This is a genomic window from Acidovorax sp. Leaf160 (assembly GCF_001424265.1).
GTDB lineage: Bacteria > Pseudomonadota > Gammaproteobacteria > Burkholderiales > Burkholderiaceae_C > Paracidovorax.
Map to the genome: position 1 here is coordinate 1 of NZ_LMOV01000009.1, position 21402 is coordinate 21402.

Here is a 21402-nt window from a genome sequence, read left to right on the forward strand (position 1 = left end):
CTCAACACCCGGCCGCGTCAGACACTGGACTGGCGAACACCCCTTCAGGTCTTTGCGCTCGCTCTCAGCCAGGCCGGCGGCAGCACGGCCTCTCTGCAGTAGCCCATGTGTTGCACTTCGGACTTGACTCCGCCCAAGAAATCCCCCACCACAGGCAAAAAAAGAGCCGCTTGACGCTATCCTTACGATAGCGCACAAGCGGCGTCTGTACTGGCGGAGAGGGTGGGATTCGAACCCACGGTAGTGTTGCCACTACGCCTGATTTCGAGTCAGGTACATTCGACCACTCTGCCACCTCTCCTGTGTGTCGAAGCTGAGATTCTAGCAGGAACTCCGCAAGGCGCGACGCAAAAGCAACCCAAATCACGCTGCATCGGCCTTAGGCATCTCCCACCGTCACATCAACGATTCACTCAAGCGGCCTTGTACAAATCGTCAAGACTACGGAAGCCCTTGATTTCGATGGGATTGCCGAAAGGGTCCAGAAAGAACATCGTCCACTGCTCTCCCGGCTGCCCTTCGAAGCGGACTTGCGGCTCCAGCACAAACTCCGTGCCCGCAGCTTTGAGGCGATCCGCAATCGCCTGCCAGTCGGGCAACTCCAGAACGAGGCCGAGATGAGGCATCGGGACCAGGACATTGCCGACATGACCGGTGCGTGCGGTGGCGAACGGTTCGCCCAGGTGCAGCGAGACCTGGTGGCCGAAGAAGTCGAAGTCGACCCAGGTGTCGGTGCTGCGACCTTCGGCGCAGCCCAAAACCTGTCCGTAGAAGCGCCGGGCTTCGTTCAGGTCGCGGACGTTGTAGGCGAGGTGGAAGATGCTGCGCATAGGATGTTTCGGGGGCATGGGGCGAGGATTGAACGCGGATTACACCACTCGCTGTTCGATCTGAACGGTGTTGCCGCCCTTGGCTTGCAGGAACCTCCACATTCGACGTTCGCATCGGATGGCGCCACATCTGCCTGGCCGCTCCGGGGGCTCAGCCCGGGCGATTTTCATGCACCCATCATCATTGGTTCGCGTTCAAACCAGCACGATCTGCGGCGCGTTCTGCAACTCGCGCAGCGGCATGCGCGCCGGCTTTGCCGCGCGCATGTGAGCCACCATTTCCACGACCGAATTGCGCTGACTTTGAATCTGCTGCCAGATCTGGTCCTGCGGCAGCGCCCGTAGCCTGTCGGCGACCGTCAACTCGATGCGATCCGTGATCCAGTCGCCGCGATAGCCGTAGTCGGCACGCCAGTAGTACGGCTGGGAAAAGTAGCCGAATGAACCGTGGAACATCTGGCGGACGTGGGTGGGGTCCTCGAAGGCGTCGTCGCTCGCGCCGTGCGGCACACGGACCACCATGCGCGCGCCTGGCCGGGCGACCCGGTACAGCTCCTGCATCATGGGCAGCACATTGGGAATGTGCTCCATCACATGGGACAGCAGGAACTCGTCCACGCTGTCATCTTCCAGCGGCAGTGGCGTGCTGGCGCACGTGTTCAGGTCGGCAATGATGTTCACGCCGGGCAGGGCCTGGCTGTCGAGGTTGATCCACCCCTCCAGAATGTTCCTGCCGCAGCCGACGTTCAATTTCATGGCGCTTGGCTTTCCGGGTAATGCTTGGTTGAATGTCGGTGGCCGCTGGCCCGCCCTTAGCGAGCCAGCACGCTCAAACCGCCCAGGTAAGGGCGCAGCACTTCGGGAATCACCACGCTGCCGTCGGCCTGCTGGTAGTTCTCCAGCACGGCGACCAGGGTGCGGCCCACGGCCAGGCCGGAACCGTTCAGGGTGTGCAGCAGTTCGTTCTTGCCTTGCGCATTCTTGAATCGGGCCTGCAGGCGGCGGGACTGGAAGGCTTCGCAATTGCTGACCGAGCTGATCTCGCGGTAGGTGTTCTGCGCGGGCAGCCACACTTCCAGGTCATAGGTCTTGGCAGCGCCGAAGCCCATGTCGCCGGAGCAGAGCAGCATGACGCGGTAGGGCAGGCCGAGCTTTTGCAGCACTGCTTCGGCGTGCGTGGTCATCTCTTCCAGCGCGTCGTAGCTCTTGTCGGGGTGCACGATCTGCACCATCTCGACCTTGTCGAACTGGTGCTGGCGGATCATGCCGCGGGTGTCACGGCCGTAGCTGCCGGCTTCGGAACGGAAGCACGGCGTGTGTGCCGTGAGCTTGATGGGCAGTTCAGCCTCCGGCACGACCACGTCGCGCACGAAGTTGGTCAGCGGCACTTCGCTGGTCGGGATGAGGTAGAGGGCCGCGTTGTCGGGCACCGGTTCGCCCTCCTGCCCGCCCTTCTTCGCGGCAAACAGGTCGCCCTCGAACTTGGGCAGCTGTCCCGTGCCCTTGAGCGAGTCGACGTTGACCGCGTACGGCACGTAGCACTCGGTGTAGCCGTGCTCGGCGGTCTGCACGTCCAGCATGAACTGGGCCAAGGCCCGGTGCAGGCGAGCGATGCCGCCCTTCATGACGGTGAAGCGCGAGCCCGACAGCTTCACGCCCATGTCGAAATCCAGGCCCAGCGGGGTGCCCACGTCGACATGGTCCTTGACGTCGAAATCGAACGTGGCGGGAGTGCCCCAGCGGCGCACTTCCACATTCCCCTGTTCGTCTGCGCCGACCGGCACGCTGGCGTGCGGCAGGTTGGGCACGGCCACCAGCATGGCCTGCAGTTCGGCCTGGATCTGTTCAAGGCGCGCGGCCGACTGCTCCAGTTCCACCTTCAGCGTCGCCACCTGGGCCTTGGCGGCTTCGGCGCCGTCCTTGTCGCCGCGGCTGATCAGCATGCCGACCTGCTTGGACAGCTGGTTGCGTTGCGACTGCAACTCCTCGGTGCGCGTCTGCAGGGTCTTGCGCTCGGTCTCCAGGGACTGGAAAGCCGGCACGTTCAAGAAAGCCTGGGGCTTCTTGCGGGTTTCCAGCCGCGCGATGGCGGAGTCGAGGTCTTTGCGGAGAAGGAGGATGTCGAGCATAGCCCGCGATTTTAGAGGCGAGCCGAAGCGCACCGCGCGCATCCGGCCCGCGGCGCGCCGTTCCCCGCGCCGTGGACCGAGCGGGCGTCAAGCCAGCGCAGCAGGGTCGCAGTTGGCGCCGCACAGGATCAGCGCCACGGTTTCGTCCGGGCGGGGCCGGTAGACACCGCTTTGCAGCGCGGCCAGGCCCAGTGCGGCAGCCGGCTCCACGGCCAGCTTCAACTCGCGCCACAGCCAGCGCTGGGCCGAGCGGATCGACTCATCGGTGAGCAACAGCGCGTCGTGCACATGCTGCTGCGCCACCTGCCAGGCAATGTCGCCGATGCGGCGGGCGCCCAGCGAATCGGCGGCCACCCCGCCCACCTCCACGTCGACCGGCCGGCCCGCCGCCCGCGCGCTGTGCAGGGTGGGGGCGCGTTCGGGCTCCAGCGCCACCACGCGGGCGCGGCTGTCCACCCAGGCCGCCACGCCGCCGATGAGACCGCCCCCGCCCACGCTCACCAGCAGCGTGTCGGGCAGGCCACCGCCCTGCTCTTCGATTTCCGCCGCCAGCGTACCGGCGCCGGCGACCACCTCGGGCTGGTCGTAGGCGTGGGTCAGCAAGGCGCCGCTGGCCTGCTGCCGCTCCAGACAGGCCTGCAGCGCTTCGGAGTAGGCGGCCCCGTGTACCACGACCTGCGCGCCCAGCTCGCGCAGCCGGGCGCGCTTGGCCTCGGGCGATACCTTCGGCACGTAGACCTCGCAGCGCACACCCAGCGCCTGCGCCGCGGCGGCGGTGGCGATGCCGGCGTTGCCGCCCGAAGCGATGATAACGCCGCTCTCGGGCAGCCCATGGGACGCCAGCCGGTTCATCATGCCGCGCGCCTTGAAGCTTCCGCCGGTCTGCAGGTGTTCCAGCTTTAGCCACACTTCCTTGCAGGGCACGCCGAGTGCCGCGCCGCTGAGCCGCCAGAGGGGCGTCGCGCGCAGGAAGTCAGGGTGTTCGGCCAGCCGCGCTCGGGCGTCGGCGATGGTGGTTCGATCAATCATTCGGTCGTCTTTCGGATACGGGGTGCCGTTCGGAATGCCGAGCGGAGGCAATCTGGCAGTTTAGAAGACGCCAGATGCTTTCCGTGGCCGGGAGGCCCGCCGCGCACAAGCGGATACACAGCCGTCCTGCAGTGCCGGCGCCAACGGCCGATAACATGGCGGAGGCGCTTGCATGGGCGAACGCCTGTTCGCCAACCGGAAGGGGATGCCATGTTCTATGTGTTCGGGACCACGGGCCAGATGTATCGGGGCGGCCCGGACAAGCTGGACCAGGTGGCGCCCGTGCGCCGCGTGCAGCGCCCTCAGGCACTGCGCACGCGCGAAGTGGATGAGCCCGTGCCGGACATGCCCGCGCCGCCGCCCCCCGCAGCGCCGGCACCGCCGGCCACACCGCCCGTGGGCATGCTGGCCCAGGCCGTGGCGGCCTACGTGCAGACCGAGCAGGGCCCCCAGGAGCCCCGCCAGCCCCTGTCGCGCGTGAAGGACGTGATGAGCAGCGACGCGCACACCGTGCCGCCGGATGTGCGGGTCAACGATGCCTGGCAGACCATGGCCGAGCAGCAGGTGGCGCAGGCGCCGGTGCTCAATGGCCAGGGGCAGGTGGTGGGCTTGCTGCTGCGGGCCGACATGGCGCCGCTCGATCTGCTGCCCGAACCCGGCGCGGTGAAGGAAGCGATCGCCCTCGCGCGGCGCCCCGTGCACGAAGTGATGGTGAGTCCGGTACCCACCGTTTCGCCGGAAACCGATCTGCGCCGCGTGGCGGGCGTGCTGCTGGAAACGGGTTTGCCCGGCCTGCCGGTCACCGACGAGTACGGCCACCTCAGCGGCTTCATCTCGCGCACCGACATCCTGCGCGCGGTGGCGGCCGATCCGCCGCTCGATCTCTGGAGTTGAGCGAACCGCACGCCGGGCAGCCAGGCCGGTGGCGCTGTCATCGCGCCCGTGCGGCGGGGCGGGCAGCGCTGGCCGCTCGCTGCGCCGGGCCCACCGGCCCTTCGGTCGATCGACCGTTCAGCCGGTCAGCCGGTCAGTCGTTCAGTCGTTCAGCGCCAGCGAGTTCTCGGCGATCTCCACCGTCGGCAGCGGGCTGGCCAGCACCTTGTCGATGGTCTTGCCGTCCATGTCCACCACCTCGAACTGCCAGCCTTCCCACTGCACGGTGTCGGTTACCTTGGGCAGCTTGCCGGTGAGCAGCATGACCATGCCGCTCAGCGTGTGGTAGCGGCCGCGCTCTTCCTCGGGCACCGAGCCCAGGTCCAGCCGGTCCTTCAGTTCCGGCACGGGGATGTGGCCGTCCAGCAGCCAGCTGCCGTCTTCGCGCTGCACGGCCCAGGAGGTCTCCGGATCGCGCGCATGGAATTCCCCGGTGATGGCCTCGATCAGGTCCTGCAGCGTGACGATGCCCTGCACTTCGCCGTACTCGTCGATGACGAACGCCATGTGCAGGTCGGACTGGCGGAAGTTGTCGAGCAGCTCCATGCCGGTGATGGTCTCCGGCACGTAGAGCGCCGTCTGCAGGGTCTGGCGCGCCAGGTCGCGGCCATGCGTCTGCGCGTCGCCCACCAGCACGCCCTGGCCTTCGCGCAGGGTGCGCGACAGCCACTGGCGCGCGTTCAGCACGCCCAGGATGTTTTCCATGCCGCCGCGCACCACCGGGAAGCGGGCGTGGTCCGATTCCTCGATGCGGCGCAGGTTCTCCTCGAACGGCTCTTCCACGTCCAGGTAGATCACGTCGGCGCGCGGCACCATCAGCGAGCCGATCTGCCGGTCGTCCAGGCGGAACACGTTGCGCACCATCTGGTGCTCGTGCGACTCGATCACGCCGGCGCTGGTGCCTTCGGCCAGCACGGCGTGGATTTCGGCTTCCGTCACGGCGCTGGCGCTGTTTTCCTTCACGCCCAGCAGGCGCAGCAGCGCCTGGGTGGAAACGGACAGCAGGCGCACGAACGGCTTGGTGGCCAGGGCCAGCCAGTTGATGGGACGCGCCACCAGGCGGGCCAGGGTCTCGGGATAGCTCTGGCCCAGCCGCTTGGGCACCAGTTCACCCACGACGATGGAGAAGTAGGTGATCACCACCACCACCACGCCGGTGGCGGTGTAGCCGGCTGCCTTCTCCGACAGGCCCAGCGTGCGCAGCCATTCGCCCAGGGGCGCGGCCAACGCGGCCTCGCCGACGATACCGTTGAGCACACCGATCGAGGTGATGCCGATCTGGATGGTGGAAAGGAAACGGGTGGGGTCTTCGCCCAGCTTCACCGCAGCCAAGGCGCCGCTATCGCCCTCATCGATCAACTTTTGCAGCCGGGTCTTGCGGGCGGAGACCAGGGCCAGCTCCGACATGGCGAACAGGCCATTCAGGAGGATGAGGGCGAACAGTATTGCGATTTCCATAAGGGGGAAGCGTGGGCTTCCTCGGAGTCAGACAAGCGCAAATTGTAAGAAATCCGACGCCCTGCGGGGTCATCCGGTGGTCGACGCGGCGGGTCGGACGGCACGCCGCACGTCAGCAATTCAAGCCAAAACACGCTGCAGCGCTTATCTGACGGGAACACAATGCTATTATTTTAATAGCATTGGGCTCGTCAATGTGCCGCCGATCCGGTTTCCGGCGTGCGGTCGCGGAGCTCCAGCCCCGTCGCCGCATCGATCTTCAGGCCCTTGGGCAGCGGGAACTTGATCGATTCCTCGATGCCGTCCATCTTGCGCACCGACACCGCGCCCAGCGCGCGAATGCGGTCGATGACCTCGCGCACCAGGATCTCCGGCGCCGAGGCACCGGCCGTCAGGCCCACGCGCGTCACGCCGTCGAACCAACCGGGTTGCAGCTCGGCGGCGCTGTCCACCATGTAGGCAGCGGTGCCCAGGCGCGCAGCCAGCTCGCGCAGCCGGTTGCTGTTGGAACTGGTCGGGCTGCCGACCACGATGACCAGCTCCACCTGCCCGCTCAGCACCTTGACGGCGTCCTGCCGGTTCTGCGTGGCATAGCAGATGTCCTGCTGCTTGGGCTCGCGCACTTGCGGGAAGCGCACGCGCACGGCAGCGGTGATCTCGGCCGCGTCGTCCACGCTCAGCGTGGTCTGCGTGACCACGGCCAGCTTCTCGGTCTGCGCCGGCTGCACGCGCTGCACGTCCGCCACGTCCTCCACCAGGTGGATGCCGTGGTCCAGCTGGCCCATGGTGCCCTCCACCTCGGGATGGCCCTTGTGGCCGATCATGATGAATTCGTAGCCTTCGCGCGCCAGCTTGGCGACCTCGACATGGACCTTGGTCACCAGCGGGCAGGTCGCGTCGAAGATCGAGAAACCGCGCGCCTTGGCCTCTTCCTGCACCGCGCGGCTCACGCCGTGGGCGCTGAACACCAGCGTGGCGCCGGGCGGCACGTCCGAGAGCTCTTCGATGAAGATCGCGCCCTTCGCCTTGAGGTCGTTGACCACATAGGTGTTGTGCACGATCTCGTGGCGCACGTAGATCGGCGCGCCGAACTTCTGCAGGGCGCGCTCGACGATCTCGATGGCGCGGTCCACGCCGGCGCAAAAGCCGCGCGGCTCGGCGAGGATGATTTCCTGGATCTTGTTCATATCAATTCTTCGTCCGTTGCAAGGAGCGCCGCCCGGCTCACGCGGCCGGACCAGCCCGTCGCTGTCGCAGCCCCCCTTCCCGCATAGCGAGAGAAAGCGGGCGCGGCGCAGCCGCCCGGGTGGGTGTTCACAAGACCCCGATGATTTCGACTTCGAACGTCACGGGCTGGCCCGCCAGCGGATGGTTGAAATCGAAGCGCACGGCGCCGTCTTCCCGCGCCTCCAGCACCACGCCCGCATAGCTGCCCAGCCCGTCGGGCGTGGGGAACTGCACCACATCGCCGACCGCATAGCGCTCGTCCGGATCGCCCAGCTCGGCCATCAGCCTGGCGGCCACCCACTGCTGCATGTCGGGGTTGCGCTCGCCGAAGGCCTCACCCGCAGGCAGCTGGAAGGTGCTGCGCGTGCCTTCCGGCAGGCCGATCAGGCGCTGCTCCATGGCGGGCGACAGCTCGCCGGCGCCCAGCGACAGCGTGGCGGGCTTGCCGCCGAAGGTGTTGATCACGTCTCCCGCCGGGCCGGCCAAACGGTAGTGCAGGGTGAGGAAGGATCCTGCCTGCACGGTCGGCACGGCGGTGGACGGGGAAGCGGCAAAGGTCATGGGGCGGGTCTCGATAAACTGCCGCCATTGTAGGAAACCGGGCAATCCCCCATGGCCATCAAAGACCTGCCCTCCGACTCCCAGCCGCGCGAGAAACTGCTGGCGCGCGGCCCCGCGGCTCTGACCGACGCCGAGCTGCTGGCCATCCTGCTGCGCACCGGCATCCAGGGCAAGGGCGTGCTGCAGATGGCCGAGGAACTGCTCTGCCCACCGGGGCCCGCGGGCTCGGGCGGCTTCGGCGGCATTGCCGGCCTGCTGCACACCGGTGCCGAGGACCTGCGCCGCATCAAGGGGCTGGGGCCGGCAAAGCGCGCCGAGCTGGTGGCGGTGCTGGAGCTGGCGCGCCGGGCCCTCGCCCAGCAACTGCGCGAGCGCGAGGTGTTTGGCTCGCCCGGCGCCGTCAAGCAGTACCTGCAGCTGCACCTCTCGGCCAAGACGCACGAGGTGTTCGCCGTGCTGTTCCTCGACAGCCAGAACCGGCTCATCGCGCTGGAAGAACTGTTCCGCGGCACGCTCACGCAGACCTCCGTCTATCCGCGCGAGGTGGTGCTGCGCGCCCTGCACCACCATGCCGCCGCCGTGGTGCTGGCGCACAACCACCCGAGCGGCAGCGTGCAGCCCAGCCGCGCCGACGAAGCGCTGACGCGCACGCTCAAGACGACGCTCGCGCTGATCGACGTGCGGGTGCTCGACCACATCATCGTCGCGCCCGGGGCGGCGCTGTCGATGGCCGAGGCAGGGCTGGTGTGACGGGCGGCCCACTCGCCCTGAAGCGCCCCGCCTGGCGGCTGGCTTGTGCTGCGCTGCTGGCCCTGCTGGTGCTGACGGCCTGCACGCCCGTGGCGCGGTCCCCCGCCACCGCCACCGCCACTCCCTCCGCGCCACAGCGCCCCGCGCTGCGCCTCATCGGCACCGCCGAGATCGCCCCCGGCACCGAAGTGCTGGGCAGCACCTTCGGCGGCATCTCCGGCATCGACTACGACCCGGCCCGTGACCGATGGCTGCTGATCAGCGACGACCGCTCGGCGCTGCAGCCGGCGCGCTTCTACACCGCCACCCTGCGCTACGGCCTGCAGGGGTTGCAGGTGCCGCGCATCGAAGGCATGGTGGCCCTGCGCCATGCCAGCGGCGCGGTGTTCCCGTCGGCCCGCCGGCCGGTGCCGGGCATCGAGGTGCCCGACGCCGAGGCGGTGCGCTGGCTGCCCGGCGGCGACCGGTTCCTCTGGACCAGCGAGGGCGACTTCGCGCGCGGCTTCCGCCCGCAACTGCGCGAAAGCCGGCTGGACGGCAGCGCCGTGCGCGACATTCCCCTGCCGGACGCCTTCACACCCCGCCGGTCGCAAGGGCAGGGCCCGCGCGCGAACGCCACGCTGGAAGGACTGGCGCTCTCGCCGGATGGCGCCACCGCGTGGCTGGCGATGGAAATGGCCTGGCTGCAGGACGGCCCTGCCCCGACCGTGGCAGCGCCGGGCGGCCCGCTGCGCATCACCGCGCTGGACGTGGCCACGGGCCGGCCGCTGCGCCAGATCGCCTACGTGCCGGACGCCGTCGCCCACGCCCGGCGCGTGCCCGTGGGGCCACAGCTGAACGGGGTGAGCGAAGTCCTGGACGACGGCCCGCACCACCTGCTGGTGCTGGAGCGCGGCTACAGCGCGGGCGCCGGCTTCACCGCGCGGCTCTACCGCATCGACACGCGCACCGGCAGCGACACCCTCGCCCTGCCGGCCCTGCGCCCCGGCAACCACACGCCCGCACCCAAGACCCTGGTAGCCGACCTGGCCACCCTGGGCGCCGGCCCGCTCGACAACCTGGAAGGCATGGCCTGGGGCCCGCCGCTGCCGGGCGGGGGCCGGGTGATCGTGTTCGTGAGCGACGACAACTTCAACCCCGCGCAGGTGACGCAGTTCATCGCGGCCGAATACCTGCCAGACACGGCGGCGCAGTAGCCAGTCGCCGCCAGGATCCGCCCCGGCCGGCAGCCCGCGCAGCTGATTTCTCGTGTGCCGCTGCGGAGTCATCCGCGCAGCCCCTCCGGTTACTCGGCTTCTGCCGGCCGCTCCCGGCACGGTTCGGGTACAACCGTCACCTCCATGACCGCCCTGCCCAAAGCCCGCTCCCTGAAGGATCTGCAGCCGCTGCGCCAGGCGCTGGCCGAGGCCGCCGAGCGCGAGGCCGAGCGCCTGCGCCAACAGCAGGAGGCCGCGCGGCGCGCCCGGGCAGAGCGCATGCTGTTCCAGGATGCGGTCGGCCCGGTGCAGGCCTTGCGCGGCACGCAGGAGCGCCGCTGGTACACCCCCGAGCCGCCCGAGCCGCTGCCGGTGCAGCGCGCGCTGGACGAGGAGCGGGTGCTGCTCGAATCCATCAGCGACGAGTTCGACGTGACCACGCTGCTGGACGTGGACGACCAGCTGAGCTTTCGCCGCCCCGGCATCGGCCCGGACGTGACCGAGCGGCTGCGCGCCGGGCACTGGAGCATCCAGCGGCAGCTCGACCTGCACGGCCTGCGCACCGACGAAGCACGCGAGGCGCTGGGCGAATTCGTGCGGGTGGCACACCGCACCGGGCTGCGCTGCGTGCGCGTGGTGCACGGCAAGGGGCTGGGGTCGCCCGGCAAGACGCCCGTGCTGAAAGGCCGCGTGCAGCGCTGGCTGGTGCAGAAGAAGGAGGTGCTGGCCTTCGTGCAGGCCCGCCCGGCCGAGGGCGGGGCCGGTGCCTTGGTGGTGCTGCTGCAACCGGGGCGCAGGCGCGTGACTGCGCCGGGCTGAAGACAGCGTCAGATCCGCCTGCAGCCCTTGTGGCTCCAGCACCTGCCGCTCTTGTATTGGATGATCGAAGGGCGGGCCAACGCCTGCAGGCCCGGCCTGCGCCCTGAACCTTACGGCACCCGCCGATCCCGCACGCAGCGCCTTTCGGCGCGGCCAGGTCAGCGGCGGTTCCCGGCGTCAGACCGCGGCATCACGGCCCCCGCGGGCGGCCGGCAGCAGCAGCCCCTCCATCTGCACCTGCGCGCCCAGCCCCTTGAGCCCCTCGAGCCCCTCGCTCTTGCGCAGCTGCAACTGCCCGCCGTAGGCCTGGGCGATCTGGCTGGCGATGGCCAGGCCCAGGCCGCTGCCCTGCACCGTCTCATCGAAGCGCACGCCGCGCTGGCCGGCGGACTGCAGCTGCTCGGGCGTCATGCCCGGGCCGTCGTCCTCGACGTCGACGCAAAGCCGCTGCCGCCCGGCGTCGCCGCTGGCCGACAGGGTGAGCCGCACGCGCGATGCAGCCCACTTGCCGGCGTTGTCGAGCAGGTTGCCCAGCACTTCCTCCAGGTCGGCCCGCTCGCCCCGCCAGCGCAGCGGCGCAGTGCCGGCGGGGGCCGCGTTCTCGACCAGCGACCAGTCCAGCTCCTGTGCGGCATGCAGGCGCTCCATCATGCGCAGCACCTGGAGGGCGCAGTCACGCACGTCCACCGCCTGGCCCGTGGCGCCGGGGTGGGCATGCAGAGCGTCGCTCAGCGTGCGGGCCTGGTAGCGGTCCACCAGCTGGGCCATGGCGTCCACCTGGTGCTGCACCTCGGCGCTGGCCACCTGGGGCTGGGCGCTGGCCTGGGCGCTGAGCAGCGCCAGGGGTTTCTTCAGCGCATGGTTCAGATCGACCGCGTGCGCGCGGGCCCGGGCCACCACATGGGCGTTGTGCGCCAGCAGGCCGGCGAGTTCGTTCTGCAGCGGCTGCAAGTCGCGGCCGGTGGGCGTGGCCAGGTGCTGCGCCACGTCGGGCCCGGCGCCATGGGGGGCGCGCAGCGCGGCCAGCAGCGCCTCGAGCCGGCGCAGGGGCGCGAGACCGATGCGCACCTGCAGCCAGGCGAGCCCGCCGGTCAGCAGCATCAGCACCAGCCCGGCCGACAGCAGCGTGCGGTCGATCTGGCGCATGCTGGCCAGCAGCTGCGCGGCGGGCGCGTAGACCGTGAGCGACACCTGCGCGCCCGGCTGGCCCGGGGCGCCCGTGGCACCGGGCGCAACCGGCTGGGTGAGCGCCAGCAACGGCTCCTGCATCGGCCCGGTGGCGCGGCGCAGTCCGGCGGGGGCGTGCGCCGGGGGCGGCGGCTCGGTCGGCAGGTTGTCCATGTCCCACAGCGAGCGGGAGCGCAGCACCGCGCCTTCTGCGGTGACCGCGCGCCAGTACCAGCCGGCATAGATGGCGCTGAATTCGTCGGCGGCGCCGCTCGCCTCGCGCAACGCGCCCTGGCCGTCCACCTGCAGGCGCGCACTCACGCGCTGGGCCTTTTCGCGCAGCACCTGCTCGAAGCTGCCCAGCAGGCTCTGGTGCATCTGCGCACGCAGCCAGAGTCCCCCCGCGCCCACCAGCAGCAGCATGGGCACCAGCGCCAGCAGCGCGATGCGGGTGGCCATGGGCCAGCGCGCGACGGTGAGCGCCCAGGCGCCGCCGCCCTGCGCCGCGAGCGGCTGGGCGGCGTCGTGCTGCGGGTGGCCGGGAACGGTCATGCCGCGTGGGGCGGCCGGCCCCACCCGCGACGCAGCAGGCCGCACGGCCGGCGGGTGCCGCCCATCACCCGCCCGCCGCCCCGCCTGCGGCCACCAGGCGAAAGCCCTGCCCCCGCTCGGTCACCAGCTGCGGGGCGCCGCCCAGCTTGCGGCGGATGCGGCCAATCAGCACGTCGAGCGTGTTGGAGTCGGGGTCGAGGTCGCGCGCATAGACGTGTTCGCTGATGTCGGTGCGCGTCAGCAGCCTGCCGGGGTGGTGCATGAAATACGCCAGGATCTTGTGCTCCTGCGCGGTGAGCTGCAGGGCCTGCCCCTGCAGCGTGAAGCGCCCCTGCACCGCGTCGTATTCGAGCGGCCCGGCCCGCAGCACGGCGCCCGCCGCGCCCGCCGTGCGGCGCAGCATGGCGCGCAGGCGCAGCACCACTTCGTCCATCAGGAACGGCTTGGTCAGGTAGTCGTCGGCCCCGGCGTTGAAGCCGGCCACCTTGTCGCTCCAGCGGTTGCGCGCGGTCAGCACCAGCACGGGCCAGCCACGGCCGGCTTCGCGCCAGTCCCGCAGCACGCTCAAGCCGTCCTTCAGGGGCAGGCCCAGGTCCAGCACGGCGGCGCTGTACGACTCCGCGCTGCCGGCGAACGAGGCCGCCTCGCCGTCGTGCTCCACGTCCACCGCGAAACCGGCGGCGTCCAGCGCCGCGCGCAGCTGCTCGGCCAGCGCCGCATCGTCTTCCACCACCAGCACGCGCATCAGTCGTCCACCTTCTGGCGCAGCACTTCGAGGGTGACGGCATCGACGTCGAGTTCCAGCTTGAAGCCATTGGGCTGCTGCAGCTCGACGCTGTAATAGGGGCGGCGGCGGTGGTCGGTTTCCAGTTCCACCTCCAGCACCAGGCCGGAGAATTTGGGCCGCAGCGATTCGAGCATCACGGCCATGGACTTCGGCGTGCCGGGCGACGGGTGCGCTTCGGGCGGGGTCAGCACCTCGCCGGTGTTCACGTCCAGCAGCAGCTTCATCTCGCCGGCCGGCTTCTCGGAGAGCTTGACCTCGTACACCGCCTGGCCCTGCGCGTCGCGCTCGAATTCCGCGTTCACCACGCGGGCGCCGTAGCGCTGTTCGAGTTGCTTCACGTAGCGGATCATCTGCGCCAGCGGCACCGGCTGCAGCGGCCAGTCGCGCTCCTGCGCCACGACCTTGCCGCTGGCGGCGTCCACCAGCACTTCCTGCTTGTTGCCGCGCGCATCGATGATCTTGATCTCGTAGCGCAGCTCGCCCTTGCGCCCGTGCTTGGTTTCCACGTCGATGACGCGGCCGCCGTACTGGCGCCCCACGTCGGCAATGATGCTGTTGAGCGGCTTGAGCTGCCCGCTCTGCACTCCACGCCGCGCCGCGTCCTGCTCGGCCGCGGGCACGGCCTGCGCGCAGGCGAGCGCGAGGGCCGCGCATGCCGCGGCACGCAGGCCGGCGCGCAGGGCGCCGTGTTGGCGGGAGGCAGGGGGGTGCATCGGGCGATTATTGCGTGAGCGCGTTTAAACGGCCGATGAACGGCCGCTTCATGGTCGGTTTAGGAACCACTTGGCAGACTGCCGCCAGATTGTTCAACCACCGCAACCCGCCCAGGAAGAAAGAAAGCACCATGAAGAAAACCGCTCTGACCCTCGCCCTCGCAGCCGCCGCTGCCCTGCCCTCGCTGGCCTGGGCGCTCACCGCCCGGCAAGCCGTCGAGGTGATGGACCGCCACCAGTACGCCGCGCCTCAGGACCTGAAGAAGCAGTACGGCTACTGGACGGCCGACGCCGTGTCGGCCGACGGCACCCGCGTCACGGTGCTGATCGACGACAAGGACGGCGGCATCACCGCCATCCAGGACAGCGACATCGGCGGCAAGCTGCCGAGCGTCGAGCAGGTGACGCAGCACCTGCGCTCCACCGGCTTCGCGGTGGTGCAGGACCTGGAGCTGGACGACGGCTTCTGGCATGCCGAGGTGCGCCCGTCCGGACGCGGCGGGGAGAAGCAGGAACTGGTGCTGCACCCCGGCACCCTGCAGGTGCTGAGCCGCGTGGGCCCGAGCGGCGGCACGATCAACGGCCAGCCGGCCTTGAGCGCGGCGCAGGTGCAACAGGCCCTGCAGCAGGCGGGCTACACCCGCGTGAGCGGCATCGAGTTCGACGACGGCGTGTGGGAGGCCGAGGCGGTGAACACGGCCAACCTGGCGGTGGAACTGCGTGTGGACCCGGTCACGGGCAAGGTGCTGCGCGAGCGCCTGGACGACTGACCGGGCATCGCAAGGGCTGGACTGCCCTTGGGCGAGCGCAGGGCGAACGGGGTGGGCGCATCAACGTGCCACCCACCCGCTCATCCACCCACCCGTTCACTCACTTCGCCAGGTCGATGGCGTACTTCGACGTGCCCTTGCCCGACCCGTCATCGGCCGCCAGCACGGAAACGCCTGCCAGGCCCGCAGCCTGCGCCACGCCCAGCGCGTTGGCGCCCGAACTGAACACCACCGGCCCGGCGGTCGCGACCTTGGTGAAGCGCCAGCTGCGCGCAGCGCCATTGCCTGCGCGGGTGACGGCGGGGTTCTTGCGGATGTAGTCGATCACCACGTCGCGGTTGGCGTCGGGCGAGGCCCAGATGGTGCCCGAGCCGTCGAGCTTATCGATGAAGCTCTTGCCGCTGGTGGCGCGGTAGTTGTTCGTGGCGATGACGAATTCCTGCGCCGGGTCGATGGCCGCGCCCTTGTACTGCAGGTTCCTGATGCGGCTGCCCACCGGCTGGGTCACGTCGATCTCGTACTGCACGTCCGCGGTGGTGAACATGTCGAAGTTGTAGCCCGGGAAGGTGCTGACGAGCGATTGCTCCGCCGTCTTCTTCGGATCGATCTGGTTGAAGCGCTTGGCGGCGGCCTCCAGCCAGCCCTTGATGTCGGCACCATTGACCTTCACCGCATACACCGTGTTGGGGTAGAGGTACAGGTCGGCCGCGTTGTTGATGGCGAGCGAGCCCACGGCGACGTCGGTGTAGTCCGCACCGCCCTGGAAGCCCGACTTGAACGGCGCGCTCACCGACAGCACCGGCAGGCTCTTGTACTGCGGCAGGTTGGCCTGGATGTAGTTGGCCACGTACGCCTGCTGCGCTTGGTTCACGATCTGGATCGCGCCCGGGTCGCCCACGTCGGCGAACAGCGTGCTCATGCGGAAGTCGGTGTTGCCGATGGGCGTCTTCACGTAGGCGATGGCGGCCTGGTGCTGCGTCTCGATGAGCGGCGCGATGCTGGCGTCGGGCTCCACGAACACGGTGGCGCCGGCGGCGTTCTTGCCCTGGATGTTGCGCAGCTCGCTCTTCGTCGCGGTCTTGTCCACGCTCCAGGCGCGGCCGTCCCACTTCAGCGCCATGCGGATCACGCCCAGCGACTTGCCCCACGAGCTGGCCATGACGGCGGGCACGCCGTTGATGGTGCCGGCCTTGTTGTCCATCCCGGCCTGGGTGTAGGCCGGCGTGGCGGCGGTGTCGGGGAACACGCTGTGCTGGTGGCCCATCACCATGGCGTCGATGCCGGACACCTTCGACAGATACAGGCCCGGATTCTCCATGGTGGCGGAATACGGCGAGGCATCCAGCCCGCCGTGCAGCAGCGCGACGACGATGTCGGCGCCCTTGGCCCGCAGCTCGGGCACGTATTTCTGCGCCGACTCGACCGCGCCTTCGGTGGTGATCTTGCCTTCCAGGTAGCGCTTGTCCCAGTTCAGGATGCCCGGCGTGGTGAAGCCGATGACACCGATCTTGATGGGCAGCTTCACGTCCTTGCCGTCCGCATCCTTGGCGTTGATCGTGCGCTCCAGCAGCGCATACGGCTGCACCAGCGGCTTCTTCGTCTTGCTGCTGTAGACGTTGGCCAGTGCGATGGGGTAGCCGTTGCCTGCGCACTTGGCGGAGGGGTCGACCCCCTCCACGTCCAGCCCGCCGCCCAGCACCTGGTTCAGGAAAGGCAGGCCGTAGTTGAATTCGTGGTTGCCCAGGGTGCCGGCATCGAAGCCCAGCGCACCCATGGCCTTGTACATCGACAGCTGCTGCGTGCAGGCGATGGGCTTGACCACCGCCTCGTAGTCGGCCAGCGCCGTGCCCTGGATAGTGTCGCCGTTGTCCACCAGCAGCGTGTTGGCGAATTCGGAGCGCGCCTGGCGCACCAGCGCGGCCGTGCGTTCGAAGCCGTAGGTCTTGTCTTCCGCCAGCTTGAAATAGTCGTAGCTGCGCACGTTGAAGTGCAGGTCGGTCGTCTCCAGCACGGCCAGGGTGGCGCTGGCGGGGCGGGCGGCCACGTTGCCTCCGCTGTCGTCGCCACTGCCGCCGCAGGCTGCCAGCGCGGCGGCGGCGATGCAGCTGATGGCGGCCACGCGGCTGGCGCCTGCCGGCAGCAGGCGGGCCGTGGTGGACGGGTCGATTCGGTCGGTGCGGAGCGTTCTGGACATGCGATGCAATCGTTGAGGGCGGAAAGCATCGAGTGTCGGCAGCGGAGTTGACAGCGGTTTGACGGTCCCGTGACAGCCGGGCGTCGCACGCTGCCGCCGGCACGGGCCGGGCCGTTCCCCCGCGCCCCGGGGAAGGTCAACCGCCGCGGTTGCGCATCCAGTCGGCAGTCCCCATGAAGCTCCCCTTGAGCCGTGCCCGCAACGGCTCGGGCACGCCCGTTTCCTGCATGGCCTGGTCCATGCAGGCCACCCATTCGTCGCGTTCCTTCACGCCGATGGAAAAAGGCATGTGGCGCATGCGCAGCCGCGGATGGCCGAAGCGGCTCTGGTAGTGGTCGGGCCCGCCGAGCCAGCCGCAGAGGAACCAGAACAGCTTGTCGCGCGCGTCCGCCAGCGCGCTGCCATGTGCGGCGCGCAGTGCGGCGTAGGCCGGCTCCAGGTCCATCAGGTCGTAGAAGCGGTCGACCAGCGAGCGCACGGCGGGCTCGCCGCCGATCCACTCGAACGGTGTCGTGGCGGGAGCCGCCGCGGGGGTGTCGACGGGGGTGTCGGAGGAAGTCATGTCATTCGGCGCTGCCCGGCCGGCAACGCAAATTATTCAGCAAAAACAGGCTCCTGCGCCCGTCATACCTGGTTATATAGCTATCATTTTAATAGCATTCGACTGGCGGCGTCATTCGGCGGCTCGGCGCAGCGTCTGCATGACGGGGCGGCGCAGGATGTCCCGCATGCCCCACCAGCCTGCGGCCAGCGCCAGCACGGCGCCCGCGCCCGCCCCGGCCAGCGGTACCCACAGCTGCGCGGTCCAGGTGAAGTCGAACACGAACCGCGCCAGCGCCCAGCCCACGGCGACGGCCACGCTGCTGGCCAGGAAGCCGGCCAGCAGGCCCACGCCCGCCAACTCTGCCCGCTGCACCTGCCGCAGCAGCCGCGCCTGCGCGCCCACGGCCCGCATGATGGCGTATTCGCGGGCCCGTTCCTCGCGCGTGGCGGTGACGGCGGCGAACAGCACCACCAGCCCGGCCGCCAGCGTGAAGCCGAAGAGGAACTCCACCGCGCGCACCACCTGGCCCAGCACGTTCTGCACCTGGGCCAGCGTGGCGCTCATGTCCACGTTGGTGATGTTGGGGAAGGCGCGCACCAGCGCGTTGTCGAAGCTGGCGCCTGCGGCGCCTGCGGCGCCGGCCGCTCCGGCCGGGGCCGCCGCACCCTCGGGCGCGGACGAACCTGGCGCAGCGGCGCCGCGCGGGGGCCACACGTCGGGCGCGCGGTAGGCTGCCAGGTAGGTGACCGGCATCTCGGGCGGCATGCTGGCCGAGGTGTACATCACGAAGAAATTGGCGCGCAGCGAACCCCAGTCCACCTCGCGCAGGCTGGTGATGCGCGCTTCGCTCTGCACGCCGCCCACGTCAAAGCGCAGGGTGTCGCCGAGCTTCAGCCCGAGCGTCTTGGCGATGCCGTCTTCCACGCTCACCTCGCCCGCGGCGCCGGCCGTCCAGCGCCCCGCGACGATGGTGTTGTGCGCCGGCGCCTCGGCGGCGTTGGACAGGTTGAATTCGCGGTCCACCAGCCGCTTGGCGCGGTCTTCGGCGTAGTCGTCCACCGCCACGTCGCGGCCGTTGATGGCCACCAGCCGGCCCCGGATCATCGGATACCAGTCGTACTGGCGCACGCCCGCATCGCGCAGCGTCTGCTGAAACGCATCGGCCTGGTCGGGCATGACGTTGATGACGAAACGGTTGGGCGCATCGGCCGGCGTGGCACGCTGCCAGCTGCTGATGAGGTCGGTGCGCAGCAGCACCAGCAGCACCAGCGCCAGCAAGCCCACCGCCAGGCTGCTGACCTGCACCACGGCATACACCGGCCTGGCGGAGATCTGCCGCGTGGCCAGCACCAGCCAGCGCGGCGCGGTGGCTTCGTTCACGCTGCGGCGCAGCAGTGCCACCGCGCCCCAGGCCAGGCCCGCGAACAGCGCCACCGCGCCCGCGAAACCGCCCACGGCGATCAGGCCCAGTTGGAGATCGCTGCTCACGGCCAGCAACAGCGCGGCGAAGCCGGCCACGCCCACGCCCAGCACCGCCAGCGACGCGGGCTTGAGCCCGCCCAGGTCACGCCGGATGACGCGCAGCGGCGGCACCTGCGCCAGCTGCAGCACGGGCGGCAAGCCGAAGGCGAACAGCAGGGTCAGCCCCATGCCGAGCCCGAACGCCACCGGCCAGAGGCTGGCGGCAGGCAAGGCGGTTTCGACCAGGCCGGCCAGAAGGAGCACGAAGACGTGATGCACGGCAAAGCCCAGCAGCACGCCGAGGCCGCTGGCGAACAGCCCGATCAGGGCGAATTCGACGATGTAGCTGCCGGCGATGGAGCGCTGGCTCTGGCCCAGCACGCGCAGGAGCGCCGCGGCATCCAGATGGTCGTTGGCGAAGCCGCGCGCCGCCAGCGCCACGGCCACCGCCGACAGCAGCGCGGCCAGCAGGGCCACGAGGCTGAGGAAGTTCTGCGCCCGCTCCAGGGTCTGGCGCATCTCCGGGCGGCCGCTCTCCAGCGATTCCAGCCGAACACCATGGACGCCGGGACGGTGGACCTCCGCTTCCGCCCAGGTCGTGAACTGCCGCACGGCGGCCGGCTCGCCCGCCACCGCCAGGCGGTACGTCAGCCGGCTGGCGGGCTGCACCAGGCCGCTGGCGGGCAGGTCGGCCGCATTCACCATCACGCGCGGCGCGAAGCTCATGAAGCCGCCGCCGCGGTCGGGCTCCAGCGTGATGATGCGGCCGATGCGCAGGGCGGCGTCGCCCAGCCAGAGCCTGTCGCCCATGGCCAGGCCCAGGGATTCCAGCACCGGCGCGTCCACCCAGGCCTCGCCCGGCGCGGGGATGTCCGGCGTGGCTTCGCCGGCTTGCCCCGGAGCCTGCGCGGTGCGCACCTGGCCGCGCAGCGGGTAGCCGGGCTCCACGCTCTTGAGCGCCACCAGCCGGCTGGCCCCGCCCTGGGCGTCGTCGGCCCGGCCCATCGTGGGAAAGCCCAGCGTGGTGGCGGTGGCGAGGCCCAGTGCCCGGGCGCGGTCGGCGAAGGCGGCGGGGGTGGGGTTGTCGCTCACCACGACGGCGTCGCCGCCCAGCAGCTGCAGGGCATCGCGCTGCAGGCCGCCCTGCAGCCGGTCGGCGAAGAAGCCGACGGAGGTGAGCGCCGCCACGGCCAGCGTGACGGCCACGATGAGCAGGCGCAGCTCGCCTGCGCGCAGGTCGCGCCACAGCGTTCGCCAGCCCACGCGGATGAATGAAAGTTGCATGGTGGCGACGTTAGCGCAATTGCCGGGGCGGCCGCCTTTTGGGGGCATCCCGGGCGGCGGGATCGGGCTTCGGGCTCAACCGGCCGGCCGCACCGCCTCGGGCGTCGCCAGCTCCGGCTGCCAGACGATGCGCTCGGCCCCGCTGTAGCAGACGAAGCGGCGGTTCGTCGCCCGGCCGATGGCGCACAGGCCCAGCTGCTGCGCCACCTCGTGGCCCATCTGGGTCATGCCGCTGCGCGACACGACGATGGGCACGCCCATCTGCGCCGACTTGATCACCATCTCGCTGGTCAGACGGCCAGTGGTGTAGAAGACCTTGTCGCCGCCTAGCAGCGGGCCGCCGGGCTGCATCCACATCCAGCCGGCGATGGTGTCGATGGCGTTGTGGCGGCCCACGTCCTCGACGAACACCAGCATCTCCGCGCCCTGGAACAGCGCGCAGCCATGCACCGAGCCCGCCGACTTGTAGGTCGACTCCTGCAGCCGGATGGCGTTCACCAGGCCGTAGAGCTCCGCCTGCGCCAGCCGGGCCGGCCCCAGCGCGATGTGGTGGATCTCGTCCATCAGCCCGCCGAACACGCTGCCCTGCCCGCAGCCGGTGGTGACCACCTTGCGCGCGGTGCGTTCTTCGATGCGGGCGATGCCCCCGCGCGTGACGACGGCGGCGGCGTTCACGTCCCAGTCGACCGTGATCGATTCGATCTCGTCGACGGATTCGACCAGCCGCTGATTGCGCAGGTAACCCAGCACCAGCCACTCGGGGTGTGCGCCCAGCGTCATCAGCGTGACGATCTCGCGCCGGTCCACGTAGACGGTCAACGGGCGCTCGGCGGGAATGTGCAGCGACTCGCGCTCGCCCCGCTCGTTCAGCACTTCGACGGCGTGCGTGAGCGGCGCCCGCGCCTGCGTGATGCGCGGCAGACGCGGCAACGGCGCGAGGTGCGCGGGAGTGGCCACCGGCCGGTGCGATGTGTCTTCGTGCCGTGTCATGGCCGCCA

At 69.9% G+C, this 21402-nt stretch carries 19 protein-coding genes and 1 tRNA gene; 5 read left to right on the top strand and 15 right to left on the bottom strand.

Translation table 11 applies throughout. From position 1 onward, the window contains the following. Nucleotides 1-211 precede the first annotated feature (211 nt). From ASF94_RS05640 to ASF94_RS05660, 5 genes are all read right to left on the bottom strand, one after another. Nucleotides 212-301 (bottom strand) — tRNA-Ser (locus ASF94_RS05640). 112 nt (nt 302-413) lie between these two features. Then, entirely contained in the window at nt 414-830 is a 417-nt protein-coding gene (locus tag ASF94_RS05645) for a VOC family protein (RefSeq protein ID WP_056662872.1), read from the bottom strand. Nucleotides 831-1025: 195 nt separating this feature from the next. Beyond that, entirely contained in the window at nt 1026-1586 is a 561-nt protein-coding gene (locus ASF94_RS05650) for a methyltransferase domain-containing protein (protein WP_056662875.1), read from the bottom strand. A gap of 56 nt (nt 1587-1642) precedes the next feature. Next, nucleotides 1643-2959: a serine--tRNA ligase gene (gene serS, locus ASF94_RS05655; RefSeq protein WP_056662877.1), complete on the bottom strand. Its 1317-nt coding sequence runs from the start codon at nt 2957-2959 to the stop codon at nt 1643-1645. A gap of 87 nt (nt 2960-3046) precedes the next feature. Then, a complete protein-coding gene (locus ASF94_RS05660) occupies nt 3047-3988 on the bottom strand; it encodes a threonine/serine dehydratase (protein ID WP_056662881.1) in 942 nt (313 codons plus the stop codon). Between the two features lie 210 nt (nt 3989-4198). On the opposite strand from ASF94_RS05660, the gene ASF94_RS05665 reads away from it, so the two are divergent. After that, nucleotides 4199-4882, top strand: a complete 684-nt coding sequence (locus ASF94_RS05665; protein WP_056662884.1) for an HPP family protein — start codon at nt 4199-4201, stop codon at nt 4880-4882. Nucleotides 4883-5023: 141 nt separating this feature from the next. Here the strand turns inward: ASF94_RS05665 and ASF94_RS05670 are convergent, their stop codons facing one another. The 3 genes from ASF94_RS05670 to ASF94_RS05680 all read right to left on the bottom strand — a co-directional run bounded on the left by ASF94_RS05670 (nt 5024) and on the right by ASF94_RS05680 (nt 8167). Beyond that, complete coding sequence (locus ASF94_RS05670) at nt 5024-6379, bottom strand: hemolysin family protein (protein ID WP_056662887.1); 1356 nt, start codon at nt 6377-6379, stop codon at nt 5024-5026. A gap of 191 nt (nt 6380-6570) precedes the next feature. Beyond that, entirely contained in the window at nt 6571-7566 is a 996-nt protein-coding gene (gene ispH / locus ASF94_RS05675) for a 4-hydroxy-3-methylbut-2-enyl diphosphate reductase (protein ID WP_056662890.1), read from the bottom strand. A gap of 127 nt (nt 7567-7693) precedes the next feature. Beyond that, nucleotides 7694-8167: a peptidylprolyl isomerase gene (locus ASF94_RS05680; RefSeq protein ID WP_056662893.1), complete on the bottom strand. Its 474-nt coding sequence runs from the start codon at nt 8165-8167 to the stop codon at nt 7694-7696. 51 nt (nt 8168-8218) lie between these two features. Here ASF94_RS05680 and radC point away from each other — a divergent pair, with 51 nt between their 5' ends. The 3 genes from radC (at nt 8219) to ASF94_RS05695 (ending at nt 10932) form a co-directional block, all read left to right on the top strand. Then, complete coding sequence (gene radC, locus ASF94_RS05685; RefSeq protein ID WP_056662896.1) at nt 8219-8917, top strand: DNA repair protein RadC; 699 nt, start codon at nt 8219-8221, stop codon at nt 8915-8917. 17 nt (nt 8918-8934) lie between these two features. Further along, nucleotides 8935-10113 (top strand): esterase-like activity of phytase family protein, encoded by a 1179-nt coding sequence (locus ASF94_RS05690; RefSeq protein ID WP_082493015.1) that lies wholly within the window; start codon nt 8935-8937, stop codon nt 10111-10113. A gap of 144 nt (nt 10114-10257) precedes the next feature. Further along, nucleotides 10258-10932, top strand: coding sequence for a Smr/MutS family protein (locus ASF94_RS05695; protein ID WP_056662899.1), 675 nt, complete (start codon nt 10258-10260; stop codon nt 10930-10932). 177 nt (nt 10933-11109) lie between these two features. Here the strand turns inward: ASF94_RS05695 and ASF94_RS05700 are convergent, their stop codons facing one another. The 3 genes from ASF94_RS05700 to ASF94_RS05710 all read right to left on the bottom strand — a co-directional run bounded on the left by ASF94_RS05700 (nt 11110) and on the right by ASF94_RS05710 (nt 14151). Further along, a complete protein-coding gene (locus ASF94_RS05700; protein WP_082493011.1) occupies nt 11110-12651 on the bottom strand; it encodes a sensor histidine kinase in 1542 nt (513 codons plus the stop codon). A 64-nt stretch (nt 12652-12715) separates the two neighbouring features. Continuing rightward, on the bottom strand, nt 12716-13396 hold the full coding sequence (locus ASF94_RS05705) for a response regulator transcription factor (protein ID WP_056662902.1): 681 nt from the start codon (nt 13394-13396) through the stop codon (nt 12716-12718). Further along, a complete protein-coding gene (locus tag ASF94_RS05710) occupies nt 13396-14151 on the bottom strand; it encodes a PepSY domain-containing protein (protein ID WP_056662904.1) in 756 nt (251 codons plus the stop codon). The genes ASF94_RS05705 and ASF94_RS05710 overlap by 1 nt, the downstream gene beginning before the upstream one ends. Before the next feature lie 131 nt (nt 14152-14282). Here ASF94_RS05710 and ASF94_RS05715 point away from each other — a divergent pair, with 131 nt between their 5' ends. Continuing rightward, nucleotides 14283-14921, top strand: coding sequence for a PepSY domain-containing protein (locus tag ASF94_RS05715; RefSeq protein WP_056663044.1), 639 nt, complete (start codon nt 14283-14285; stop codon nt 14919-14921). Nucleotides 14922-15021: 100 nt separating this feature from the next. Here the strand turns inward: ASF94_RS05715 and ASF94_RS05720 are convergent, their stop codons facing one another. From ASF94_RS05720 to ASF94_RS05735, 4 genes are all read right to left on the bottom strand, one after another. Next, entirely contained in the window at nt 15022-17115 is a 2094-nt protein-coding gene (locus ASF94_RS05720) for a bifunctional 2',3'-cyclic-nucleotide 2'-phosphodiesterase/3'-nucleotidase (protein WP_082493012.1), read from the bottom strand. 136 nt (nt 17116-17251) lie between these two features. Then, entirely contained in the window at nt 17252-17677 is a 426-nt protein-coding gene (locus ASF94_RS05725; protein ID WP_056662906.1) for a group II truncated hemoglobin, read from the bottom strand. A 111-nt stretch (nt 17678-17788) separates the two neighbouring features. After that, on the bottom strand, nt 17789-20404 hold the full coding sequence (locus tag ASF94_RS05730; protein ID WP_056662908.1) for an ABC transporter permease: 2616 nt from the start codon (nt 20402-20404) through the stop codon (nt 17789-17791). A gap of 75 nt (nt 20405-20479) precedes the next feature. Beyond that, nucleotides 20480-21394: a formate dehydrogenase accessory sulfurtransferase FdhD gene (locus ASF94_RS05735; protein WP_082493013.1), complete on the bottom strand. Its 915-nt coding sequence runs from the start codon at nt 21392-21394 to the stop codon at nt 20480-20482. Nucleotides 21395-21402: the final 8 nt, after the last annotated feature.